This is a genomic window from Bacillus sp. JZ109, from assembly GCF_053903135.1.
The window spans coordinates 1,760,378-1,780,742 of the sequence record NZ_CP096388.1 but is presented as its reverse complement, the minus strand read 5'-3'; the positions used below and the strand labels follow the sequence as shown (position 1 = coordinate 1,780,742).

At 46.7% G+C, this 20,365-nt stretch carries 18 protein-coding genes; 3 read left to right on the top strand and 15 right to left on the bottom strand.

Annotation, left to right across the window (positions count from 1 at the left end; all coding sequences use genetic code 11):
* Positions 1-89: 89 nt before the first annotated feature.
* Complete coding sequence (gene bmr, locus M1D94_RS09365) at positions 90-1,259, top strand: multidrug efflux MFS transporter Bmr (RefSeq protein WP_249850945.1); 1,170 nt, start codon at positions 90-92, stop codon at positions 1,257-1,259.
* A gap of 72 nt (positions 1,260-1,331) precedes the next feature.
* Complete coding sequence (bmrR, locus tag M1D94_RS09360) at positions 1,332-2,168, top strand: multidrug efflux transcriptional regulator BmrR (protein WP_003230325.1); 837 nt, start codon at positions 1,332-1,334, stop codon at positions 2,166-2,168.
* A gap of 54 nt (positions 2,169-2,222) precedes the next feature.
* On the opposite strand, the gene bfmBB is transcribed toward bmrR, so the two are convergent.
* From bfmBB to M1D94_RS09320, 8 genes are all read right to left on the bottom strand, one after another.
* The gene (gene bfmBB / locus M1D94_RS09355) at positions 2,223-3,497 is read right to left on the bottom strand and encodes a branched-chain alpha-keto dehydrogenase complex dihydrolipoyllysine-residue (2-methylpropanoyl)transferase (protein WP_172850694.1); all 1,275 of its coding nucleotides are present in this window, start codon (positions 3,495-3,497) and stop codon (positions 2,223-2,225) included.
* Between the two features lie 22 nt (positions 3,498-3,519).
* Entirely contained in the window at positions 3,520-4,503 is a 984-nt protein-coding gene (gene bfmBAB / locus M1D94_RS09350) for a 3-methyl-2-oxobutanoate dehydrogenase subunit beta (RefSeq protein ID WP_282627254.1), read from the bottom strand.
* 13 nt (positions 4,504-4,516) lie between these two features.
* On the bottom strand, positions 4,517-5,509 hold the full coding sequence (bfmBAA, locus tag M1D94_RS09345) for a 3-methyl-2-oxobutanoate dehydrogenase subunit alpha (protein WP_032726106.1): 993 nt from the start codon (positions 5,507-5,509) through the stop codon (positions 4,517-4,519).
* A gap of 21 nt (positions 5,510-5,530) precedes the next feature.
* Positions 5,531-6,955, bottom strand: a complete 1,425-nt coding sequence (lpdA, locus tag M1D94_RS09340; RefSeq protein WP_273797510.1) for a dihydrolipoyl dehydrogenase — start codon at positions 6,953-6,955, stop codon at positions 5,531-5,533.
* 20 nt (positions 6,956-6,975) lie between these two features.
* The gene (buk, locus tag M1D94_RS09335; protein ID WP_049141231.1) at positions 6,976-8,067 is read right to left on the bottom strand and encodes a butyrate kinase; all 1,092 of its coding nucleotides are present in this window, start codon (positions 8,065-8,067) and stop codon (positions 6,976-6,978) included.
* A gap of 18 nt (positions 8,068-8,085) precedes the next feature.
* On the bottom strand, positions 8,086-9,180 hold the full coding sequence (gene bcd, locus M1D94_RS09330) for a branched-chain amino acid dehydrogenase (protein ID WP_003230309.1): 1,095 nt from the start codon (positions 9,178-9,180) through the stop codon (positions 8,086-8,088).
* Positions 9,181-9,191: 11 nt separating this feature from the next.
* Entirely contained in the window at positions 9,192-10,091 is a 900-nt protein-coding gene (yqiS, locus tag M1D94_RS09325; protein WP_064671043.1) for a phosphate butyryltransferase, read from the bottom strand.
* Between the two features lie 124 nt (positions 10,092-10,215).
* Complete coding sequence (locus M1D94_RS09320; protein WP_004398669.1) at positions 10,216-12,294, bottom strand: sigma-54 interaction domain-containing protein; 2,079 nt, start codon at positions 12,292-12,294, stop codon at positions 10,216-10,218.
* 152 nt (positions 12,295-12,446) lie between these two features.
* Here M1D94_RS09320 and M1D94_RS09315 point away from each other — a divergent pair, with 152 nt between their 5' ends.
* Positions 12,447-12,683: a DUF2627 domain-containing protein gene (locus tag M1D94_RS09315; protein WP_003230304.1), complete on the top strand. Its 237-nt coding sequence runs from the start codon at positions 12,447-12,449 to the stop codon at positions 12,681-12,683.
* A gap of 41 nt (positions 12,684-12,724) precedes the next feature.
* Here the strand turns inward: M1D94_RS09315 and prpB are convergent, their stop codons facing one another.
* The 7 genes from prpB to M1D94_RS09280 all read right to left on the bottom strand — a co-directional run bounded on the left by prpB (position 12,725) and on the right by M1D94_RS09280 (position 20,326).
* Positions 12,725-13,630: a methylisocitrate lyase gene (gene prpB, locus M1D94_RS09310; RefSeq protein ID WP_046160568.1), complete on the bottom strand. Its 906-nt coding sequence runs from the start codon at positions 13,628-13,630 to the stop codon at positions 12,725-12,727.
* A gap of 17 nt (positions 13,631-13,647) precedes the next feature.
* Positions 13,648-15,066: a bifunctional 2-methylcitrate dehydratase/aconitate hydratase gene (locus M1D94_RS09305; RefSeq protein ID WP_253136836.1), complete on the bottom strand. Its 1,419-nt coding sequence runs from the start codon at positions 15,064-15,066 to the stop codon at positions 13,648-13,650.
* A 14-nt stretch (positions 15,067-15,080) separates the two neighbouring features.
* Positions 15,081-16,199 (bottom strand): citrate synthase, encoded by a 1,119-nt coding sequence (gene mmgD, locus M1D94_RS09300; RefSeq protein WP_046160570.1) that lies wholly within the window; start codon positions 16,197-16,199, stop codon positions 15,081-15,083.
* A 32-nt stretch (positions 16,200-16,231) separates the two neighbouring features.
* Complete coding sequence (locus M1D94_RS09295) at positions 16,232-17,371, bottom strand: acyl-CoA dehydrogenase (RefSeq protein ID WP_327840814.1); 1,140 nt, start codon at positions 17,369-17,371, stop codon at positions 16,232-16,234.
* A 27-nt stretch (positions 17,372-17,398) separates the two neighbouring features.
* Entirely contained in the window at positions 17,399-18,262 is an 864-nt protein-coding gene (locus M1D94_RS09290; RefSeq protein WP_424935071.1) for a 3-hydroxybutyryl-CoA dehydrogenase, read from the bottom strand.
* A 24-nt stretch (positions 18,263-18,286) separates the two neighbouring features.
* On the bottom strand, positions 18,287-19,468 hold the full coding sequence (locus M1D94_RS09285) for an acetyl-CoA C-acetyltransferase (protein ID WP_049141222.1): 1,182 nt from the start codon (positions 19,466-19,468) through the stop codon (positions 18,287-18,289).
* 126 nt (positions 19,469-19,594) lie between these two features.
* Entirely contained in the window at positions 19,595-20,326 is a 732-nt protein-coding gene (locus tag M1D94_RS09280) for a glycerophosphodiester phosphodiesterase (protein ID WP_049141221.1), read from the bottom strand.
* Positions 20,327-20,365 lie beyond the last annotated feature (39 nt).

Here is a 20,365-nt window from a genome sequence, read left to right as displayed (position 1 = left end):
CTTTAGAAAGATTTTGCAAATCCGTTGACTCTCCCCTAGGAGGAGGTCTTACAGTATAAGGGATACACACTTGAAAAAGGGGAAGTCATATGGAGAAGAAAAATATTACCTTAACGATATTATTAACCAATTTATTTATTGCTTTTTTGGGGATCGGGCTTGTGATTCCAGTAACGCCGACCATTATGAATGAATTGCATTTATCGGGGACCGCGGTCGGCTATATGGTTGCCTGCTTCGCTATTACACAGCTCATTGTCTCACCAATAGCCGGACGATGGGTTGATCGCTTCGGGCGCAAGATCATGATCGTGATCGGCCTGTTGTTCTTTAGTGTGTCGGAGTTTTTATTCGGCATTGGAAAAACAGTGGAGATGTTATTTATCTCCCGTATGCTGGGCGGTATCAGCGCAGCCTTCATTATGCCCGGGGTCACGGCTTTTATTGCAGATATCACGACCATTAAAACGAGGCCGAAAGCGCTCGGTTATATGTCAGCCGCTATTTCAACAGGATTTATTATCGGCCCCGGCATTGGGGGATTTTTAGCAGAAGTCCATTCCCGGCTGCCTTTTTTCTTTGCGGCAGCTTTTGCACTGTTAGCAGCCATTTTATCCATCCTCACGCTGCGCGAGCCGGAACGAAACCCTGAAAGTCAGGAAATAAAAGGACAGAAGACAGGCTTTAAACGGATTTTTGCCCCCATGTATTTCATAGCTTTTCTCATTATCTTAATTTCGTCTTTTGGTTTAGCATCATTTGAATCTTTATTTGCATTATTCGTGGATCATAAATTCGGTTTTACGGCCAGCGACATTGCCATTATGATTACAGGAGGAGCGATTGTTGGCGCCATTACGCAAGTCGTCTTATTCGATCGCTTCACAAGATGGTTTGGCGAAATCCATTTAATTCGGTACAGCTTAATTCTCTCGACGAGTCTGGTATTCTTGCTGACAACGGTACATTCATATATTGCGATTCTGCTGGTGACAGTCACCGTATTTGTCGGATTTGATCTCATGCGGCCTGCGGTAACGACTTACCTGTCAAAGATTGCGGGAAATGAACAGGGGTTTGCCGGCGGTATGAATTCAATGTTTACAAGTATCGGCAATGTATTCGGGCCTATTATCGGCGGAATGCTGTTCGATATTGATGTAAACTATCCTTTCTACTTTGCAACGGTCACCTTGGCTATAGGGATTGCACTGACCATTGCTTGGAAAGCGCCTGCACATCTTAAAGCCAGCACGTGATAAGAAGCGTATTCTTTGTGTACTGTAAAGAATGCGCTTCTTCTTTATACTGATGATAGAAGGAGTGATGGCATGAAGGAATCATATTACTCAATTGGGGAAGTTTCAAAATTGGCAAACGTGTCGATTAAAGCGCTCCGTTATTACGATAAAATTGATTTATTTAAACCAGCCTACGTCGACCCGGATACCAGCTACCGCTATTATACAGATTCTCAGCTCATTCATCTGGATTTGATCAAATCATTGAAATATATCGGCACACCTTTAGAGGAGATGAAAAAAGCACAGGACTTAGAGATGGAAGAACTGTTTGCTTTTTATACCGAGCAGGAGAGGCAAATCAGGGAGAAATTAGACTTTTTATCAGCACTGGAGCAAACCATTTCATTGGTGAAAAAGCGGATGAAACGGCAGATGGAATATCCCGCGCTCGGTGAGGTTTTTGTTTTAGATGAAGAAGAAATACGGATTATTCAGACAGAGGCAGAAGGAATCGGGCCTGAAAACGTGCTCAACGCCTCCTACAGCAAATTAAAAAAATTTATCGAGTCAGCAGATGGATTTACGAACAATAGCTACGGCGCTACTTTCTCTTTTCAGCCCTACACTAGCATTGATGAAATGACTTACCGTCATATTTTCACGCCTGTATTGACGAATAAACAGATTTCATCAATTACGCCGGATATGGAAATCACAACGATCCCTAAAGGGAGGTATGCGTGTATCGCGTATAATTTTTCGCCTGAACATTATTTTCTCAACTTACAGAAGCTTATCAAGTATATCGCAGACCGCCAATTAACAGTTGTCAGTGATGTATACGAGTTAATCATACCGATTCATTACTCCCCGAAAAAACAAGAAGAATATCGTGTCGAAATGAAAATACGAATCGCTGAATAATAGAAAAAGAGCATTTTTTGAAACAAAACTTCAAAAAATGCTCTTTTTTCTTATTTAGTAAACAGATGTCTTCTCGTCAATCGATTCTAAAATTTGTTTCACTCGTCCGAGGAATCGTCCGCACACGAGACCGTCAAGCACTCTGTGATCTAAGGACAGACACAGATTAACCATGTCTCTGACAGCAATCATGCCATTGTCCATGACAACCGGGCGTTTGACGATGGATTCTACTTGAAGAATCGCAGCCTGAGGGTAGTTGATAATGCCCATTGACTGAACAGAGCCGAACGAACCTGTGTTGTTGACGGTAAACGTGCCTCCCTGCATGTCATCTGCAGTGAGTTTTCCGTCTCTTACTTTTTTGGCAAGACCGGTAATTTCTTTCGCAATGCCTTTAATTGTTTTTTCATCAGCGTTTTTAATCACCGGAACAAATAAAGAATCCTCTGTGGCAACTGCAATTGAAATATTGATATCCTTTTTCTGAATAATTTTGTCGCCCGCCCACATGCTATTCATTTGCGGGAATTCTTTTAACGCCTGAGCGACCGCTTTTACAAAAAAGGCGAAGAACGTTAAATTAAAGCCTTCTGTCTTCTTAAAGGAATCTTTTATACTGTTGCGATATGCAACCATATTTGTGACGTCGACTTCCATCATCGTCCAAGCATGCGGAATTTCTGTTTTGCTGCGTTTCATATTGGAAGCAATTGCTTTTCTTACACCTGTGACAGGAATTTCTTTATCACCGGCTGCAGACGCAGGATATGACGTCTCTTCTTTTGGCTCAGGTTTTGATGCAGACTTCGGTGCAGGAGCTGCTGTTTTCGGCTCCTCAGCCTTCTGTTCTTGCGCGCCGCCTGTTTCAATTAAGCGCTGAATATCTTTTCGTGTGATGCGCCCGCCGGCACCTGTTCCTGTTACTTGTTCTAGATCAATGCCGTGCTCTCCGGCCAAACGGAGTACAGCTGGCGAGTAGCGCTTTTTATTGGGCTGATCAGCGGCTTCGGCACTTTTTGCAGCAGGCGTCTCAGCGGCTTTTGATGCAGCTGGCTGTTCTTGTTTTTGTTCAGCCGGATTCGCGCCTTCTGTTTCAATTTTGCAAATCACTTCTCCGACTTGCAGGGTTTGGCCTTCTTCTCCCACAAGCTCTGTTATTGTACCAGTAAAAGAAGACGGAACCTCTGCATTTACCTTATCTGTCATGACTTCCGCGATCGGATCGTATTTGTTCACTTTATCACCGGGGGCGACAAGCCATTTGCTGATCGTCCCCTCTGTTACGCTTTCTCCAAGCTGCGGCATCGCCATTTGTTCAATTGCCATGATTGTATCCTCCCTTACGTCTTTAAAACTCCGCTAATTCTCTCATCGCCGCTTCCACTTTATCAGGGTTGACCATAAAGTATTTTTCCATTGTCGGCGCATAAGGCATAGCCGGAATATCAGGACCTGCAAGCCGTTTGATCGGCGCGTCTAAGTCGAACAGACAATGCTCGGATATAATTGCGGCTACTTCGCTCATGATGCTGCCTTCGTTTGTATCTTCTGTGACCAAAAGAACCTTTCCAGTTTTGGACGCAGCTTCGATGATGGCTTCTTTATCAAGCGGGTAAACTGTTCTTAAATCCACCACATGCGCTGAAATGCCATCTTTTTCGAGACGTTCTGCAGCTTGTAAGGCGAAGTGGACACATAGACCGTATGTGATCACTGTGATGTCGTCGCCTTCCCGTTTTACGTCAGCCTTGCCAATTGGCAGGACATAATCATCAGCCGGAACCTCTCCCTTTATCAGACGGTATGCCCGCTTGTGCTCAAAAAACAGCACGGGGTCTTCATCACGAACTGCGGCTTTTAAGAGCCCTTTCGCGTCATATGGTGTTGACGGCATGACAATTTTCAGTCCGGGCTGGTTGGCGAAAATTGCTTCGACTGATTGAGAATGATACAGGGCCCCGTGCACGCCTCCGCCGTATGGCGCTCTGACGACAATCGGACAGCTCCAGTCATTGTTGCTGCGGTAGCGGATTTTAGCCGCTTCAGAAATAATTTGGTTGACTGCCGGCATAATGAAATCAGCAAACTGCATCTCAGCAATCGGTCTCATTCCGTACATTGCCGCTCCGATACCGACTCCTGCGATCGCAGATTCAGCAAGCGGCGTATCCATAACGCGCTCTTCCCCAAATTGTTCATAGAGTCCGGCTGTCGCTTTAAACACACCGCCTTTTCTTCCTACATCTTCCCCAAGGACGAAAACGCGAGAATCTCGTTCCATTTCTTCTTTCATCGCCAAATTGATTGCATCAATATATGACATTACTGACATTTGTTCTTCCTCCCTACTTCGCATACACATAATCAAGCGCTGACTCAGGAGCTGCATATGGGGCGTTCTCCGCTTCATCCGTCGCTTCATTTACGATTGCCATAATTTCATCCAGCATGGTTTGTTCCATCTCATCGGACAGCAGGCCTGTTTCCTTTAAGTAAGCTTGATAAGTAAGCAGGGGATCACTTTTTTTCGCTTCCTCTACTTCTTCACGGCCTCTGTAGCTGCTGTCATCGTCATCACTGGAATGTGGTGTAAGGCGGTAAGAAATCGTTTCAATTAATGTCGGGCCTTCTCCTCTGCGTGCCCTTTCGCGTGCTTCTTTGACCGCTTGATAAACTTCCAGCGGATCATTTCCATTCACAGTTACGCCAGGCATCCCATAGCCTATGGCACGGTCGGAAATATTCTCACATGCGACTTGCTTATCGTAAGGCACTGAGATTGCGTATTTGTTGTTTTCACACATGAAAATAACCGGCAGCTTATGGACAGCGGCAAAGTTTGCCCCTTCGTGGAAATCGCCTTGGTTTGAAGACCCTTCCCCAAATGTAACAAAGGCTGCGATATCCTTTTTCTCCATACGTCCCGCAAGCGCAATACCGACTGCGTGCGGCACTTGCGTTGTAACCGGAGATGATCCCGTCACAATGCGGTTTTTCTTTTGTCCGAAATGTCCCGGCATCTGGCGGCCTCCTGAGTTCGGATCTGCTGCTTTTGCAAACCCGGACATCATTAAGTCCTTTGCTGTCATGCCAAACGCGAGCACGACACCCATGTCTCTGTAGTACGGCAATACATAATCCATTTCACGATCAAGTGCGAAAGCCGCTCCTACCTGTGCTGCTTCCTGTCCTTGACAAGAAATTACAAATGGAATTTTGCCAGAACGGTTTAACAGCCACATTCTTTCATCGATTTTTCTTGCTAACAGCATGGTTCTATACATATCAACGGCTTCCTGATCAGTCAGCCCTAGTGCTTGATGTCGGTTTGTACTCATTCAAGCCCCTCCTTTATGCTTTTAAAAATGAATGGCTTTGCCATCTGCGGCAAGCGCTGCTTCCCCAATTGCTTCAGAAAGCGTTGGATGCGGGTGAATCGTTTGCCCGATCTCCCACGGCGTTGCGTCCAGCACTTTGGCAAGACCCGCTTCAGAAATCATGTCGGTGACATGCGGGCCGATCATATGAACGCCGAGAATATCATCTGTATCTCGGTCCGCTACGATTTTGACAAAACCGTCGCTTTCACCGTATACAAGCGCTTTTCCAATCGCCATAAATGGGAACTTGCCGATTTTGACATTATGCCCGTTCGCCTTTGCTTCGTCTTCGGTTAAGCCGACACTGGCAGCTTCAGGGCTTGAGTAAATGCACTTCGGCACAAGCGTCGGATCAAGCGGATGCGGATTGAGACCTGCAAAATGCTCAACAGCAATAATTCCCTCATGTGAAGCAACGTGAGCTAACTGCAGGCCACCGATTACGTCTCCGATTGCATAAATATGAGATTCCTTCGTCTGGCAGCTTTCATTGACTGAAATCATGCCATTTTCAGTAACAATATCGGTGTTCTCTAGGCCAATGCCTTCGATATTTGCCTGTCTGCCGATGGAAACAAGCATTTTCTCAGCAGAGTAGGTAACGGTTTCTCCGCCTTTTTCCGCTTGTATGCTGATATCATCTGATGTTTTTGTCATTGTGTCAGGCAGCACTTTTGCCCCTGTTATGAACTGGATGCCTTTTTTCTTAAGAAGACTTTCCATTTCTTTTGAAATCTCTAGATCTTCAGTCGGCAATATGCGATCCGCGTATTCAATAACCGTTACCTTCACACCAAAATCATGAAGCATAGACGCCCATTCGATACCGATAACTCCTCCGCCGACAATGATGATTGATTGTGGCAGCTCCTCCATTTGGAGCGCCTCATCTGAAGTCAGTACAGACTTACCGTCCGCTTCAAGACCCGGAAGCATTCTCGGTCTTGATCCTGTTGCAATGATCACTTGTTTCGGGATCAGCATGTCATTTTCTTCGCCATTTCCCCGCTCAACAGAAATTGTTCCCGGCAGCGGAGAGAAGATTGACGGTCCAAGGATACGTCCATATCCGGTGTACACGTCAATTTTTCCTTTTTTCATTAAATGATTTACACCCGCTGCAAGCTTATCAACAACGGCTTGCTTACGCTGCTGCACTTTTTCAAAGTTGAGGGACACGCCAGCCGTTTCCACCCCGAATTGATCGGCTTCACGAGCTGTCCGGTATACCTCTGCGCTTCTAAGCAGCGCTTTACTCGGGATACAGCCTTTATGCAGACATGTTCCTCCGAGTTTTTCCTTTTCCACAACGGCTGTTTTTAAGCCAAGCTGAGCGGCTCTGATGGCCGCAACATAACCGCCGGTACCGCCGCCCAGAATGACTACGTCATACTCAGTTGCCATGGTGACTCACTCCTGTCTGTCTATTCAATACGATATTGTTTGGATTGCTCTTCGCCCAGCAACACTCTGAGCGCCCCTTGGGCAAGAGACTGCAGTTCATTTTCACCCGGATAGACTAAAACGTCTGAAATCCAATCTATGTATGATCTGATAGCAGAAACAAAGCTTTTGCCGTACGCAAGGCCTCCCGTCAGCACAATCGCTTCAACTTCGCCTTTTAACGCCGCGCTGGCTGCCCCGATTTCCTTTGCTACCTGATATGCCATGGCATCATAAATGAAGCGGGCTTTTTCATCGCCCCCTTGAATCATCTGTTCTACTTTTACTGCATCATTTGTACCGAGATAGCCTAAAAGTCCGCCGGTGCCAACAAGCTTTTTCATGATTTCTTCTTTTGTATATTCCCCTGAAAAACATAGATCAACAAGATCTCCCGCAGGCACTGTTCCTGCTCGTTCAGGACTGAATGGTCCCTCGCCGTGCAGGCCGTTATTGACATCTACCACTCGCCCGCGGTCATGGACGCCAATTGTAATACCTCCGCCCATATGGGTAATAATCATTTTCATGTTCTCATATCGTTTGCCAAGAGAGGCTGCCGCTTTACGAGCGACAGCTTTTTGGTTTAACGCATGGAAAATGCTTTTCCGTTCAATTTCAGGCATGCCTGAAACTTTCGCAAGCACTGACATTTCGTCTACGACAACAGGGTCGACGATATACGAAGGGATATTCAGGCCATCAGCGATTTCCCGCGCGATAATGCCGCCGAGATTAGAAGCATGCTGACCGGCGTAGCCGCTTTTCAAATCCTCAATCATCTCATCATTCACCACGTAGGTCCCGCCTTCAATTGGCCGGAGAAGGCCGCCTCTTGCGCAGACTGCATCAAACTTTGAGATATTGATTCCCTGTTCATGAAGCGTTTCGAGAATATGGTTTTTACGAAATTCATACTGATCAATAATTCGGTCAAATCGCTGCAGCTCTTCTATGTTGTGTCTCAATGTTTTTTCAAAAATGCTTCTTTCGTTATGAAAAACACCGATTTTCGTTGAAGTTGAGCCTGGATTAATTGTGAGAATGCGTTTTTCGTCATGTAGCACTTTCATAACCTCCAGATCAATTTCTTAACGTCTGCTTAATACACTGTGGCCGTTTTGCAAAAACTGGCTTCTTGAGCGGCGCATGCGTTCAATTCGTTCCTCTGCCAAGCGGTCAGCCGCTAAATATGCAGGAATGCCGTCACGCTGAGAAATCTCTAGTACACGCTCGATATTGCCGTAAATGCCTTCAACTTTTTTCAATGCACGTTCTGCATTATAGCCGTAAAGCTCATCTGCCACGTTGATAACACCGCCCGCGTTAATCACGTAATCCGGTGCATAAACGATGCCCATTTCGTGAATTTGATCACCATGGCGTGTCTCTTTTAATTGGTTGTTAGCCGCACCTGCGATCACTTTCGCCTTCAGCTGTTTAATGGTGTCGTCGTTAATAGTCGCACCAAGGGCACACGGCGCATAAATATCGCAGTCTTGTGAATAAATGTCATCAGGATCTACCGCACGGGCGCCAAAATCTTCAACTGCACGCTGTACAGATTGTTTGTTGATATCCGTAACGATTAAGTTTGCTCCTTCTTCATGCAGGTGGCGGCAAAGGTTATAGGCTACGTTCCCAACACCCTGTACAGCAATGGTTTTTCCTTCAAGAGAGTCGGTTCCGAAAGCAGCTTTAGCTGCTGCCTTCATTCCTCTGTACACCCCGTACGCTGTGACTGGGGACGGATTTCCAGAAGAGCCGAAAGCAGGAGAAATCCCTGTGACATAGTCTGTCTCATCATGAATGATATCCATATCCTCGACCGTTGTGCCCACATCTTCAGCCGTGATGTATCTGCCGTTCAGCCCTTGAATATAGCGGCCAAACGCGCGGAACATTTCTTCATTTTTGTCTTTGCGCGGATCGCCGATAATGACTGTTTTTCCGCCGCCAAGGTTTAAGCCGGCCGCCGCGTTCTTATAGGTCATGCCTCTAGCCAATCTGAGCGCATCTTCAATTGCCGCTTCTTCATTTTCATATGTCCACATTCTCGTTCCGCCAAGCGCCGGACCAAGCGTTGTATCATGAATCGCGATAATCGCTTTTAATCCAGATTGTTCATCCTGGCAGAATACCAATTGTTCGTAATCGTATTTCTCCATATATTTAAAAAGTTCCATGTTCGTTCCTCCTAATGTGTGTATTCTTCAGATGCGCATATTGCCAGCGCAATGGAATACAGTTTATTTTCAGCAGAGTCCGCTCTGCTTGTTAAAGCAATCGGTGCTTTTGCTCCTGTAATGACAGCCGCCACGCTGGCCTTGGCAAAATAAATCAGTGATTTATATAAAATATTGCCGGCCTCAATTGTTGGGACGAGAAGGATATCTGCGTTGCCCGCTACGTCTCCCGAAATTTTTTTCTGGGCCGCGGCAATTTGTGAAACTGCGTTATCCAAAGCAAACGGTCCATCAACAATGCAGCCTTTGATCTGGCCCCTTTTGTACATTTGAGCTAGAGCAGCTGCATTCACGGTTGCTTCCATTTTTGGGTTCACCGTTTCGACCGCTGCAAGGGCAGCTGCTTTTGGCATATTGTTCCCTACTGCATGGGCCACATGAACGGCATTTTGCAAAATCTGCCGGAGCTCTTCCAGCGAAGGAGCAATATTCATTGCCGAATCTGTCACAAACATCAGCCGGTCAAAATCCGGTATATCGAAGACAGCCACGTGAGAAAGGACACTTGCTGACCGAAGCCCCTCCTGTCTGTTCAATACCGCTTTAAGCAAAACAGAAGTCGGCACATTGCCTTTCATTAAAACGTCCGCTGTTTTATGATGTACAGCACGAACCGCTAATTTCGCCGATTCCTCAGGAGTATCAGCATGGACGATTTCCACTTGATGCCCTTGCATGGATGATGTCAGCTCGTTCAGTTTTGTGCTGTTGCCCGTTAACAAGAAACGGGCGGATAGGTGCTCGGCAGCCAGCTTTACAGCCCGGATCACTTCCTCATCCTCAGCATGAGCAACCGCAATGGTCTTATTTTTGTGTATCGACGCTTTGCCGATTAAATCTTTCAGCTTCATCTGTTACCACCTTTCTTGTTTCGACTCCGCCTTTTATTATGCAAGTTCCATGCCAGCTCTTAAGGGTGCTGTCATACCAGGTATACCGAAACATTCGTGCAGATGTTTGCGTTTATTCTGCAAATTATTGCATGCCTTCATTTGCAAGGCCATATTTATCCATTTTGTAATATAAGTTCCGAATGCTGACACCGAGAGCTTTTGCTGTTTTTGTCCGGTTAAAATGATGCTTTTCAAGCGTTTGCTGGATCAAATGCGCTTCAAATTTTTCTACTGCGACAGACAGCTTTTCGCCTTCAATATCCGGAAAATCAAAACCTGTTCCCTGATCTGTGTCATTTTCTTTTTGCTCAAGTTCGAATACAGGCAAGTGATCTTTTTCAATCCATTCCATATGCGGATTCAGAAAAATCATGGCTCGTCCAAGGACATTTTCAAGCTCCCGGACATTCCCAGGCCAATGGTAGGCAGATAAGGCGCGCAAGGCTTGCTGTGAGAGCCCTTTTACATTCCTGCCGTAATCCCGGTTGATCTTTTGGATAAGTCTGACGCTCAATGCTTCAATGTCCTCCAACCGCTGCCGCAAAGGCGGGATGGAGATCGGATAGCGATTGATCCGGTAATACAGGTCTTCCCGGAATGTTCCGTCCGCCATCGCCTTTTCAATATTTACATTTGTCGCCGCGATCACTCTGACGTTGACAGGGATCGCTTTCGTGCCGCCCACTCTGACGATTTCCTTTTCTTGAAGGACGCGTAGCAATTTGGCCTGCATATTTTGTGTCAGCTCACCGATTTCATCTAAGAAAATACTGCCGTTATTTGCTTCCTCAAATAAACCCTTTTTACCGCCGCGCTTCGCTCCTGAAAACGCACCATCCTCATAGCCGAACAATTCTGATTCGAGCAGGTTTTCAGAAAGGGCTGCACAATTCACGCGAATAAATTTATTGTATTTCCGGTCACTTTCGTTATGGATGGCATGGGCGAACAGTTCTTTTCCTGTTCCTGATTCCCCGCGCAGCAAGATGGTTGCCGGTGTTTTCGCACCGAGCTTCGCCTGCTCAAGCGCAACCAGCATTTGCTCGCTTTTGCCGATAATGTCGTCAAACGTGTATTTCGCTTCAAGCGTGCGAATAATTTGTCTGGCGCGATTAAGCTCCGCTGTCAGCATTTTAATTTCGGAAACATCGTGAATCACGCCGACGCTGCCTTTCAAAATCCCGTCCACAATCACCGGTGCTACATTAACGATGACCTCTTTTTCATTCGGGCCGACCTTCATTCTGACACCGCGGACAGGACGTCTTGTTTCAAGCACCTTTAAATGCATGCTTTCGCCTTCGGAAATATCAGTGTTTGCAGGCTTGCCGATGACTTCTTTTTCAGAAAGCCCCGTCATTTTCGTATACGCTTTATTGATTAGCAGGCCGATGCCGTTTTCATCAACGACAGAAATCGCCTCATCGGAGGATTGAATAATTGCCTCCAGCATCGTACGGACCTGCTTTAAGTTGGTCACTTCCTCTGCCAGCTCGACCGCATCAGTGATATCTTTAAACACACAAAGAGCCCCGAGCAGACGTCCGCCTTCATCAATAATCGGCAGTCTTGTGGTCACAATTTGCAAATGATCGCCTAACAGCTGCTTCTGGTTGTATTCAGGCACTCTTGTTTTTAAAATCCGCGGCATCTTAGTGCTCGGAATCACTTCTTTTATTGGGCGCCCAATGACTTCCTCACGTTTTTTTCCGACCATTTTTTCGGCCATATGGTTAAAGAGAATGATTTCTTCATTGATATCAATAAAAATCATTCCATCATGGGTGGAATTAAAAATTCTGTCATATTTATAGGTTTGCTCTTTTAGCATTTGAATCAGGTGCTGCTTTTCTTCCATCAGCTGAAAAACGATGTATGCCATTTTTCCTGGCATGACAATGGTATCTTCATGCTTTCTTTGAAGGAGCTCGTCAAACACGGCTTGATCGCCGGTGGTATGAATGACGATATCCGGTTTTTGTTGTATGTAAGGTTTCCAATCAGATGATACGGCAATCCCATACTGTTCTGCTTCTTTCAATCCCGGCGCTTCGGGGTCTTTGTCAACTACGGCAATGATATCTATGATGGCTGTTTTAATCAGAATATGTAATAACGCCGTTCCCCTTTTGCCGGCACCTACTATCAGTACCTTTTGCATCCCGATACCCCTTTGCATGAAAAAATTTGCACACCTATTTATTCCGTTGCAATAATTTGCACAACCCTATGTTACCACGTTTTCTTCTCTTGACAAAATATTTTTTCCGCTGGACAATAAAGGAAATGAAAAGATAAAGGGGTTTTCTGAAGATGAGCCGACTTCTTGCGCTTTTAATATTAGTCATCCCCGGGGCTATTTCTGCTTTAGGCATTAAACTGATGAGAGATACACTTTTCGGCCATACAATCAAGCCATTTTCAGCTCTTTGGCTCCAAGGGTTGTCAGGATTCATCTTTTTTGCGATCGGCCTCTATGTGCTGGCCGGGTTCATTTTATACAGAGACAGAAAACGCAATCAAGTCAGCCCGCGATTCAGAAAACGATAGCTGAAAAAAAGCCGGAGAATGCTCCGGCTTTTTTTGTTGCACTATTCGTCAGGCAAAACGGTCTTGGCAATCGTTTTGTCTAACGCTTCATAATCATAATAAGAAATCGTATCGTACAGTTCTTTTCGTGTCTGCATATCATGAAGTCCTTCTTTTTGTGAGCCGTGCTCCTTCATCAAACCAAACATCCGCTCACAAGCTTTTGCCGCCGCTCGAAGCGAGGTGACAGGATATATCACCATGTGAAACCCCATATCTTCGAATTCATCGGCACGATAATACGGCGTTTTCCCAAATTCAGTCATATTCGCAAGGAGCGGAACGGAGATACGCTCAGCAAACTGGCGGAATTCATTCTCCGCCTGTAGCGCTTCCGGGAAAATTGCGTCCGCTCCCGCCTCAATGTAAACCTCTGAACGTTTTATTGCGGCATCAAGCCCTTCCTGCGCCCTGGCATCAGTACGGGCAACAACAATAAGGGAGGGTGCCGCTTGTTTAATGGCTTTTATTTTTTGCGCCATTTCCTTTATCGGAACTAGCTGTTTGCCATTTAAATGTCCGCATTTTTTTGGGAGCTGCTGGTCTTCTATTTGAACGGCTGCTACCCTGGCTTCAAGCATCTCCCGGGCTGTTCGGGCGGCATTTAAGACACCGCCAAATCCCGTATCGATATCCACAAGCAAAGGCAGATCAGCTGCACGCACAAGATCTTTGGCCCGTTCAGCTATCTCTGCCGATGTGATGATCCCTAAATCAGGCAGCCCCCTGCTGGCTGTATAGGCAGCACCGGACAAATAAATAGCAGAAAAACCGGCTTCTTTCGCAAGCAAAGCGGCCATCCCGTCATGGGCGCCGGGAATTTGAAGAATGTCCGGTGCTGACATCAGCTTGCGGAAACGCCCGGCAAGCTCCTCTTGTGACGATTGCTTATTGACGATCCACGACATGAAACAAAATCCCCCTTTTACATGCAGAACATGTCTACGAATTCATTTACACGCATCGTTTGTAATGTCTCATAGCTGGTACAGCGCTCATAAATGTGTTTGTGCTGTTTATCAGGAAAATGGGTTTTGAGATTGTCGGAAAACTTTTCCAGCAGTTTCGGCACTGCTTCCTCTCTTCGAAAACGATGGCCGAGGGGAAACTCACATTCCACCATTTCCGTGCTCGTTCCGTCTTTAAAATGAACCTGAACGGCATTTGAGATGGAACGTTTATCAGGCTTCAAATAATCCTCGGTATATATTTTATTTTCAGTCACTTCCATTTTATCACGAAGTTTATCTATTCTCGGATCACTCGCTGTTTCAGCTTCATAATGCTGTGCGGTGATATCACCAAAAAGCAAACCGATTGCTGTAATGTATTGGAGACAGTGATCGCGGTCTGCCGGATTGTGGAGCGGGCCTTTTTTATCAATGATTCGGATAGCGGATTCATGCGTTCTGATGACAACACGGTCAATCTCGTCAATCCGGTTCTTTACCTGCGGGTGAAGAATGACGGCGCACTCCGCCGCTGTCTGGGCGTGAAATTCCGCAGGATAAGACACTTTAAATAACACATTTTCCATGACATAAGCGTCAAGCGGACGGGCAAGCTTGATCTCTTTCTTATTGAATAAAACGTCTTGGAACCCCCAACCCGGTGCACTCAGGGCTGTCGGATAACCCATTTCCCCTTTTAACGACATCAGCGCCAAATGAACACCTCTGCTCGTTGCATCTCCTGCCGCCCATGATTTACGCGAGCCTGTATTCGGTGAATGGCGGTATGTCCTCAATGCTGCATTGTCAATCCATGCATTCGAAAGCGCATTTTTGATTTCTTCTCTTCCGCCGCCCAAAAGCTTTGCCGCAACAGCGGTTGTCGCAACTTTGACAAACAGCACATGGTCAAGGCCAACTCGATTTAAGCTGTTTTCTAACGCCAGCACACCTTGGATCTCGTGTGCTTTGATCATCATCTCAAGTACGTCGCGTACTGTTAACGGCTCTTTTCCTTCAGACAGCCTCACTCTTGATACATAATCAGCAGCGGCAAGGATTCCTCCCAAGTTATCGGATGGATGCCCCCACTCCGCCGCCAGCCACGTATCGTTGTAATCGAGCCAGCGAATCATGCAGCCGATATTAAACGCTGCCCTCACAGGATCGAGAACATATGACGTTCCCGGCACTTTGCTTCCATTCGGCACAGTCGTTCCTGGAACAATCGGGCCAAGCAGCTTTGTGCATTCCGGATATCGTAGCGCCAAGATCCCGCAGCCCAGGGTATCCAGCAATACATGCCCCGCTGTTGTATACGCTTCGGCACTAGTAATCTCTTTTTCAAGCACATAGTCTGTGATTTCTACGATTACACGATCCGTTTTCGGCATTCTACCAGCTCCTTTCATGATTTTGTTTGATATCGCGGGCCCATGTAACTGACACGGGGACGGAAGAGCCGATTATTGGCATGCTGTTCGATCACATGGGCGCATAAACCGGACGTTCTCGCGCTGAAAAAGACCGGCGTATATAAAGGAATCGGTATGCCGAGCATCCAATACACCGGGGCAGCATAGTAATCCAAATTCGGGTAAAGCCCTTTTTCCTTCTCCATCAGCCGCTCACCCGCTTCACACATCTCATATAAACGATGGTCACCGGCTTTATCGCATAATTGCTGCAGCGCCTCTTTCATCATGAGTGCTCTTGGGTCCATTTTTTTCATATACACCCGGTGGCCGAAGCCCATGATTTTTTCTTTTCTTTTCAGTTTTGTTTGCAGAAGCTGCTCAAAATCAGATGTCGTTTTTGCCTCCAAAAGCAAATACATCACAGCTTCGTTTGCTCCTCCGTGAAGATTCCCTTTCAGGGAAGCGACAGCCCCAGTCAAAGCCCCATAAAGATCTGAATGTGTAGATGCAATGACCCTGGCCGCAAAGGTTGAATTCGGCATCTCATGCTCACTGTACAGGACGAGCGACCGGTCAAAAATCTGTTCTTCCAATGAAGACGGCAATTTCCCTGTCATCATGTATAGAAAATTCGCACTGTAGGATAAGGTATGAAGCGGAAGAATCGGTTCTTTCTTATTAATGATCCTGTAGCTGGCAGCAGTGAGGGCAGGCATTTTCCCAAGAAGCTGATAGGCGCGTTCTTTGTTTGCGGAGGGAGACCGATCATCAATTTGCCGATCATAGCCAGCAAGTGCCGACAGGCCGGTACGCAGACTATCCATTGGATGAGTGTCCTCAGGGAGCAGCTCAAGCAGACGGAGATGATCAGCAGGCAGGCTTGCGGCACTGTTTATTTTACGTTCCAGCGTCTCCATTTCACTTTCTTCTGGCAGCCTGCCCTCCAGCAATAAATGGACAAGCTCCAGATAGCTTTTTGTTTCAGAAAGTTCTATTAAATCATAGCCTCTTATCAAAATCTGGCTGGACTGCGTGTCAAGATAAGAAATATGAGTTTCTGCCGCAATCACACCGTCCAACCCTGGAGAATATTGCTGTTTCTCCTCCATATCCTCAACCTCCGTTTTTGCGTTTTTGTCTATCAGGTTCCGCCAAGCAAATGCTTGGAAATAATCAGTCTTTGAATCTCATTCGTCCCTTCATAGATTTGCGTCACCTTTGCATCGCGAAGCAAGCGCTCAACCGGATAATCCTTCATATAGCCATATCCCCCATAAATTTGAACGGCGTCTAACGCTGCCTTCACGGCTGCATCGGAAGCAAATTGTTTAGCCATAGACGCTTCTTTTCCACAATTTAGGCCGCGGTTATGAAGGTCTGCGGCGTGGTAGACAAGATGTCTTGCCGCCTCTGCCCTAGTCGCCATGTCAGCCAGCTTAAATGATATGCCTTGATTGGCTGCGATCGGCCTTCCAAATTGCACTCGCTGCTTCGCATAACCAACGGCATGCTCAAGAGCCGCCTCTGCAATTCCGAGGGCCTGTGCCGCAATGCCGATCCGGCCGACATTTAAATTCGCCATGGCAATGTGAAAGCCATCCCCCTCTTTGCCAAGCAAATTGGCTTCAGGCACTTCTGCATTATCAAAAATCAGTTCCGTAGTATTGGAGCCATAAAGCCCCAGCTTTCTTTCTTTTTTCCCAACGGTAAAACCGGGTGTGTTTTTTTCAACGATAAAAGCTGAAATCCCGTGCCTGCCTTGACCTGGAGCCGTTAAAGCAAACGTGATATAGATATCAGCGGCTCCGCCATTCGTAATGAATATCTTCGATCCATTTAATAGGTATTTGCCGTTCTTTTTGATTGCCGTTGTGCGGAGGCTTCCAGCATCCGACCCCGAGTGAGGCTCCGTTAGTGCAAATGCGCCCAAATGGTCTCCTGACGCGAGCTTTGGTATATATTTCATCTTCTGTTCTTCGTTGCCGAAATACAGAATCGGATTTGTGCCGACTGAGGTATGAACGGAAAGAATCACGCCGACAGCCGCGCTGATTCTAGAAATCTCATGAATCGCCAAAATATAAGAAACAACGTCCGCCCCGGCACCGCCGTATTGTTCCGGCACCGGTATTCCCATCAGTCCGTGTTCACCCATTTTTTTGATCAGCTGAAAGGGAAATTCGTCCGTTTTCTCCATGATTTCCGCAGCGGGAGCAATTTCTTTTCGTGCAAAATCACGCACCATTTTTCGCATCATGACTTGCTCTTGGGTTACATGCAACTCGGCCACCCCCGGATGGAATAGACTTCAGGAAGTCCTCTCCTCATAGTCATAAAAACCGCGTCCGCTCTTTTTGCCAAGCCAGCCTGCTTTGACATACTTGCGGAGCAGCGGGCATGGACGGTATTTGGAATCGCCAAGGCCTGAGTGAAGGACTTCCATAATTGATAAACACGTATCCAGTCCGATAAAATCCGCTAATGCAAGCGGACCCATCGGATGATTCATGCCCAGCTTCATCACTTCGTCTATTGCCTCCGGCTTCGCCACTCCCTCATACACGCAATAAATGGCTTCATTAATCATTGGAAGAAGCACACGGTTGGAAACAAACCCAGGAAAATCATTGACTTCTACCGCTGTTTTCCCCATCTTTTCCGCTAATGCCATAACATCTAAGGCCGTTTCTTCTGATGTAGCCAAGCCGCGAATCACTTCAACCAGCTTCATTACAGGGACGGGATTCATAAAATGCATCCCAATAACCCGTTGAGGCCGGTTTGTTACAGCAGCGATTTCTGTAATAGGCAAGGAAGATGTATTGCTGGCCAAAATCGTATGAGACGGGCACATGCGATCAAGTGTTTTAAACATCTCAGTTTTTGCCGCCATGTTTTCTGCGATAGCCTCAATCACAATGTCCGCATGCTCTGCCTTCTCAAGCGTTTGAGAAATCGAAATGCGGCTGATTACGCTCTTCACTTCCGTCACGGTCCTTTTTCCTTTCTCAGCATCACGGTCCAGCTGTTTCTTCAGCCGTTTCAATCCTGCCTCAGCGGCCTCTGGATTCACATCATACATCCGCACATAAAAGCCCGCGTCGGCAGCTGTTTGAGCAATTCCGCTTCCCATCTGACCTGCGCCAGCTACCATGATTTGTTTGATTTCCATTCAAATCCCCTTTTTCATCATGTTTTAATGAACCTGCACTAAGACGGCGTCTCCCTGTGCTGCCCCGCTGCAAATAGCGGCAACGCCCAGCCCCCCTCCCCGCCGCTTTAATTCATAAACAAGCGTCATGAGAATTCTCGCCCCGCTCGCGCCGATCGGATGGCCGAGCGCGATCGCACCGCCATTTACATTTACTTTTTCAAGATCGAAACCTACGATTTTTTCACATGTCAAAACAACTGAAGCAAAAGCTTCATTTACTTCAAACAAGTCAATATCTTGGACAGTTAAACCGTTCTTTTTCAGGAGCTTGTTAATGGCAAATCCCGGCGCTGCCGCCAGCTCGTGCGCTGGCATTCCCGTAGTTGAAAAACCAAGAATTGTAGCCAGAGGCCGTTTGCCAAGCTCAGCAGCTTTTTCCTCAGACATCAGCACGAACGCGCCGGCTCCGTCATTGACCCCAGGAGCATTGCCGGCTGTGATAGAACCGTCACTTGCATAAATAGGAGCAAGTTTCGCGAGCTGATCCAGACTTGTGTCACGGCGAATCGCTTCATCTTTATCAACAACGTTTGGTTTTCCTTTTCGACCGATCCAGTTGACGGGAACAATTTCATCCTGAAACTTCCCTTCATCGGCGGCCTTAGCTGCCCTTGCATGACTTCTCAACGCCCATTCGTCCTGCTCTCTTCGTGAGATTGCATATTCCATGGCAGCTGTATTTCCGTGAACAGCCATGTGCACCTCGTCAAATGCGCACGTTAATCCGTCATACACCATTAAGTCCCTAAGCTCGCCGTCCCCCATCCGTGCTCCCCAGCGCCCGGCGGGAACGGCATACGGAATATTGCTCATGCTTTCCATTCCCCCCGCAACAAGTATGTCCGCATCCTGCGCCCGAATCATTTGATCACATAAAGTGACAGCACGAAGGCCGGAAGCACAGACTTTATTCAGTGTTTCTGACGGCACACTCCAAGGCATTCCCGCCAGACGGGCAGCTTGACGGGAAGGTATCTGCCCTGAGCCGGCCTGGACAACCATGCCCATGACGTTTCCTTCTACATCATCTCCAGAGACTCCAGCCCGTTGCAGCGCCTCCTTCATCACAATGCCCCCAAGCTCAGCAGCTTTCACCTCTTTCAAAACTCCGCCGAATTTGCCAAATGGAGTTCTTGCAGCACTTACAATGACTGTTTTCCTCATGGTTTCACCTCATTCAGAAGATAGACAGCGCTTACAATTTCTAGTTGTCTTCTATGAATGTATGCTTTGAAAAGGGCATGAATGAATGAAAAAAGAAGGCTGCATCAAACAGCCTCCTTCTAACAATTATTCATTTTTCAGCAATGCCGAAGCCTTTTCTGGAAAGTCGGTAAACATGCCGTCTGCTCCCGCTTCAATGAGACACTTCATATCTTCCGGACGATTGACTGTATACGGCCTTACCTTAATCGAACTGTTCCTCATTTTCTTCAGCACTTCATCTGTGACCCCTGGGCTGTTTAACTTCGGGTGATAGCCGGAAGCCGGAATAGACGCGATATATCGATCTGCCTGATAAAGCACATCTGAAGTTAATACTGCCCGTTCGATATGCGGCGCAAGCCGGGAGCATAGCGCCAAGCTGTCATGATTAAACGTGGATAGGATGACTCTGTCCTCTACATTGAATCGCTTCACTGCCTCCAGCACTTTTTCTTCCATTCCCTCATAGCGGATCACGCTGTTTTTTAATTCAATGTTGATGAGAAAATCCTTTTTTACCGCCCACGAGAGCACATCTTCTAGCAGCGGCACTTTTATATCGCTGTACGCTTGATCGTGACCAGCGGCCGCATTCGCAGTCTTTACCTCATCATAGGCTGTATCCTTCACGAATCCTTTAAGTGATGTCGTGCGATTAAGTCTTTCATCATGAATCACAACAATGCGTCCGTCTTTCGTCAGCTGTACATCAAGCTCTATCCCATCCGCTCCGGCTTCAATTCCTTTTTCAAATGCAAGCATTGTATTTTCGGGAAATTGACCTGATGCCCCCCGGTGGGCAAAAATCTTTGTCATCGTTTCACCTCAAACCCTAAAGTTTTCTCCATTATACTT

What these genes read in the sequence shown, in the direction of transcription:
- yqiS (WP_064671043.1), bottom strand. Translation starts at nt 10,091, where the DNA reads ATGAAGCTGAAAGATTTAATCGGCAAAGCGTCGATACACAAAAATAAG.
- M1D94_RS09315 (WP_003230304.1), top strand. Translation starts at nt 12,447, where the DNA reads ATGAGCCGACTTCTTGCGCTTTTAATATTAGTCATCCCCGGGGCTATT.
- bfmBAB (WP_282627254.1), bottom strand. Translation starts at nt 4,503, where the DNA reads ATGTCAGTAATGTCATATATTGATGCAATCAATTTGGCGATGAAAGAA.
- mmgD (WP_046160570.1), bottom strand. Translation starts at nt 16,199, where the DNA reads ATGGAGGAGAAACAGCAATATTCTCCAGGGTTGGACGGTGTGATTGCG.
- M1D94_RS09320 (WP_004398669.1), bottom strand. Translation starts at nt 12,294, where the DNA reads ATGCAAAAGGTACTGATAGTAGGTGCCGGCAAAAGGGGAACGGCGTTA.
- M1D94_RS09285 (WP_049141222.1), bottom strand. Translation starts at nt 19,468, where the DNA reads ATGAGGAAAACAGTCATTGTAAGTGCTGCAAGAACTCCATTTGGCAAA.
- bfmBB (WP_172850694.1), bottom strand. Translation starts at nt 3,497, where the DNA reads ATGGCAATTGAACAAATGGCGATGCCGCAGCTTGGAGAAAGCGTAACA.
- M1D94_RS09290 (WP_424935071.1), bottom strand. Translation starts at nt 18,262, where the DNA reads ATGGAAATCAAACAAATCATGGTAGCTGGCGCAGGTCAGATGGGAAGC.
- buk (WP_049141231.1), bottom strand. Translation starts at nt 8,067, where the DNA reads ATGAAAGTGCTACATGACGAAAAACGCATTCTCACAATTAATCCAGGC.
- bmr (WP_249850945.1), top strand. Translation starts at nt 90, where the DNA reads ATGGAGAAGAAAAATATTACCTTAACGATATTATTAACCAATTTATTT.
- M1D94_RS09280 (WP_049141221.1), bottom strand. Translation starts at nt 20,326, where the DNA reads ATGACAAAGATTTTTGCCCACCGGGGGGCATCAGGTCAATTTCCCGAA.
- bfmBAA (WP_032726106.1), bottom strand. Translation starts at nt 5,509, where the DNA reads ATGAGTACAAACCGACATCAAGCACTAGGGCTGACTGATCAGGAAGCC.
- lpdA (WP_273797510.1), bottom strand. Translation starts at nt 6,955, where the DNA reads ATGGCAACTGAGTATGACGTAGTCATTCTGGGCGGCGGTACCGGCGGT.
- bmrR (WP_003230325.1), top strand. Translation starts at nt 1,332, where the DNA reads ATGAAGGAATCATATTACTCAATTGGGGAAGTTTCAAAATTGGCAAAC.
- prpB (WP_046160568.1), bottom strand. Translation starts at nt 13,630, where the DNA reads ATGTCGTGGATCGTCAATAAGCAATCGTCACAAGAGGAGCTTGCCGGG.
- M1D94_RS09305 (WP_253136836.1), bottom strand. Translation starts at nt 15,066, where the DNA reads ATGCCGAAAACGGATCGTGTAATCGTAGAAATCACAGACTATGTGCTT.
- bcd (WP_003230309.1), bottom strand. Translation starts at nt 9,180, where the DNA reads ATGGAACTTTTTAAATATATGGAGAAATACGATTACGAACAATTGGTA.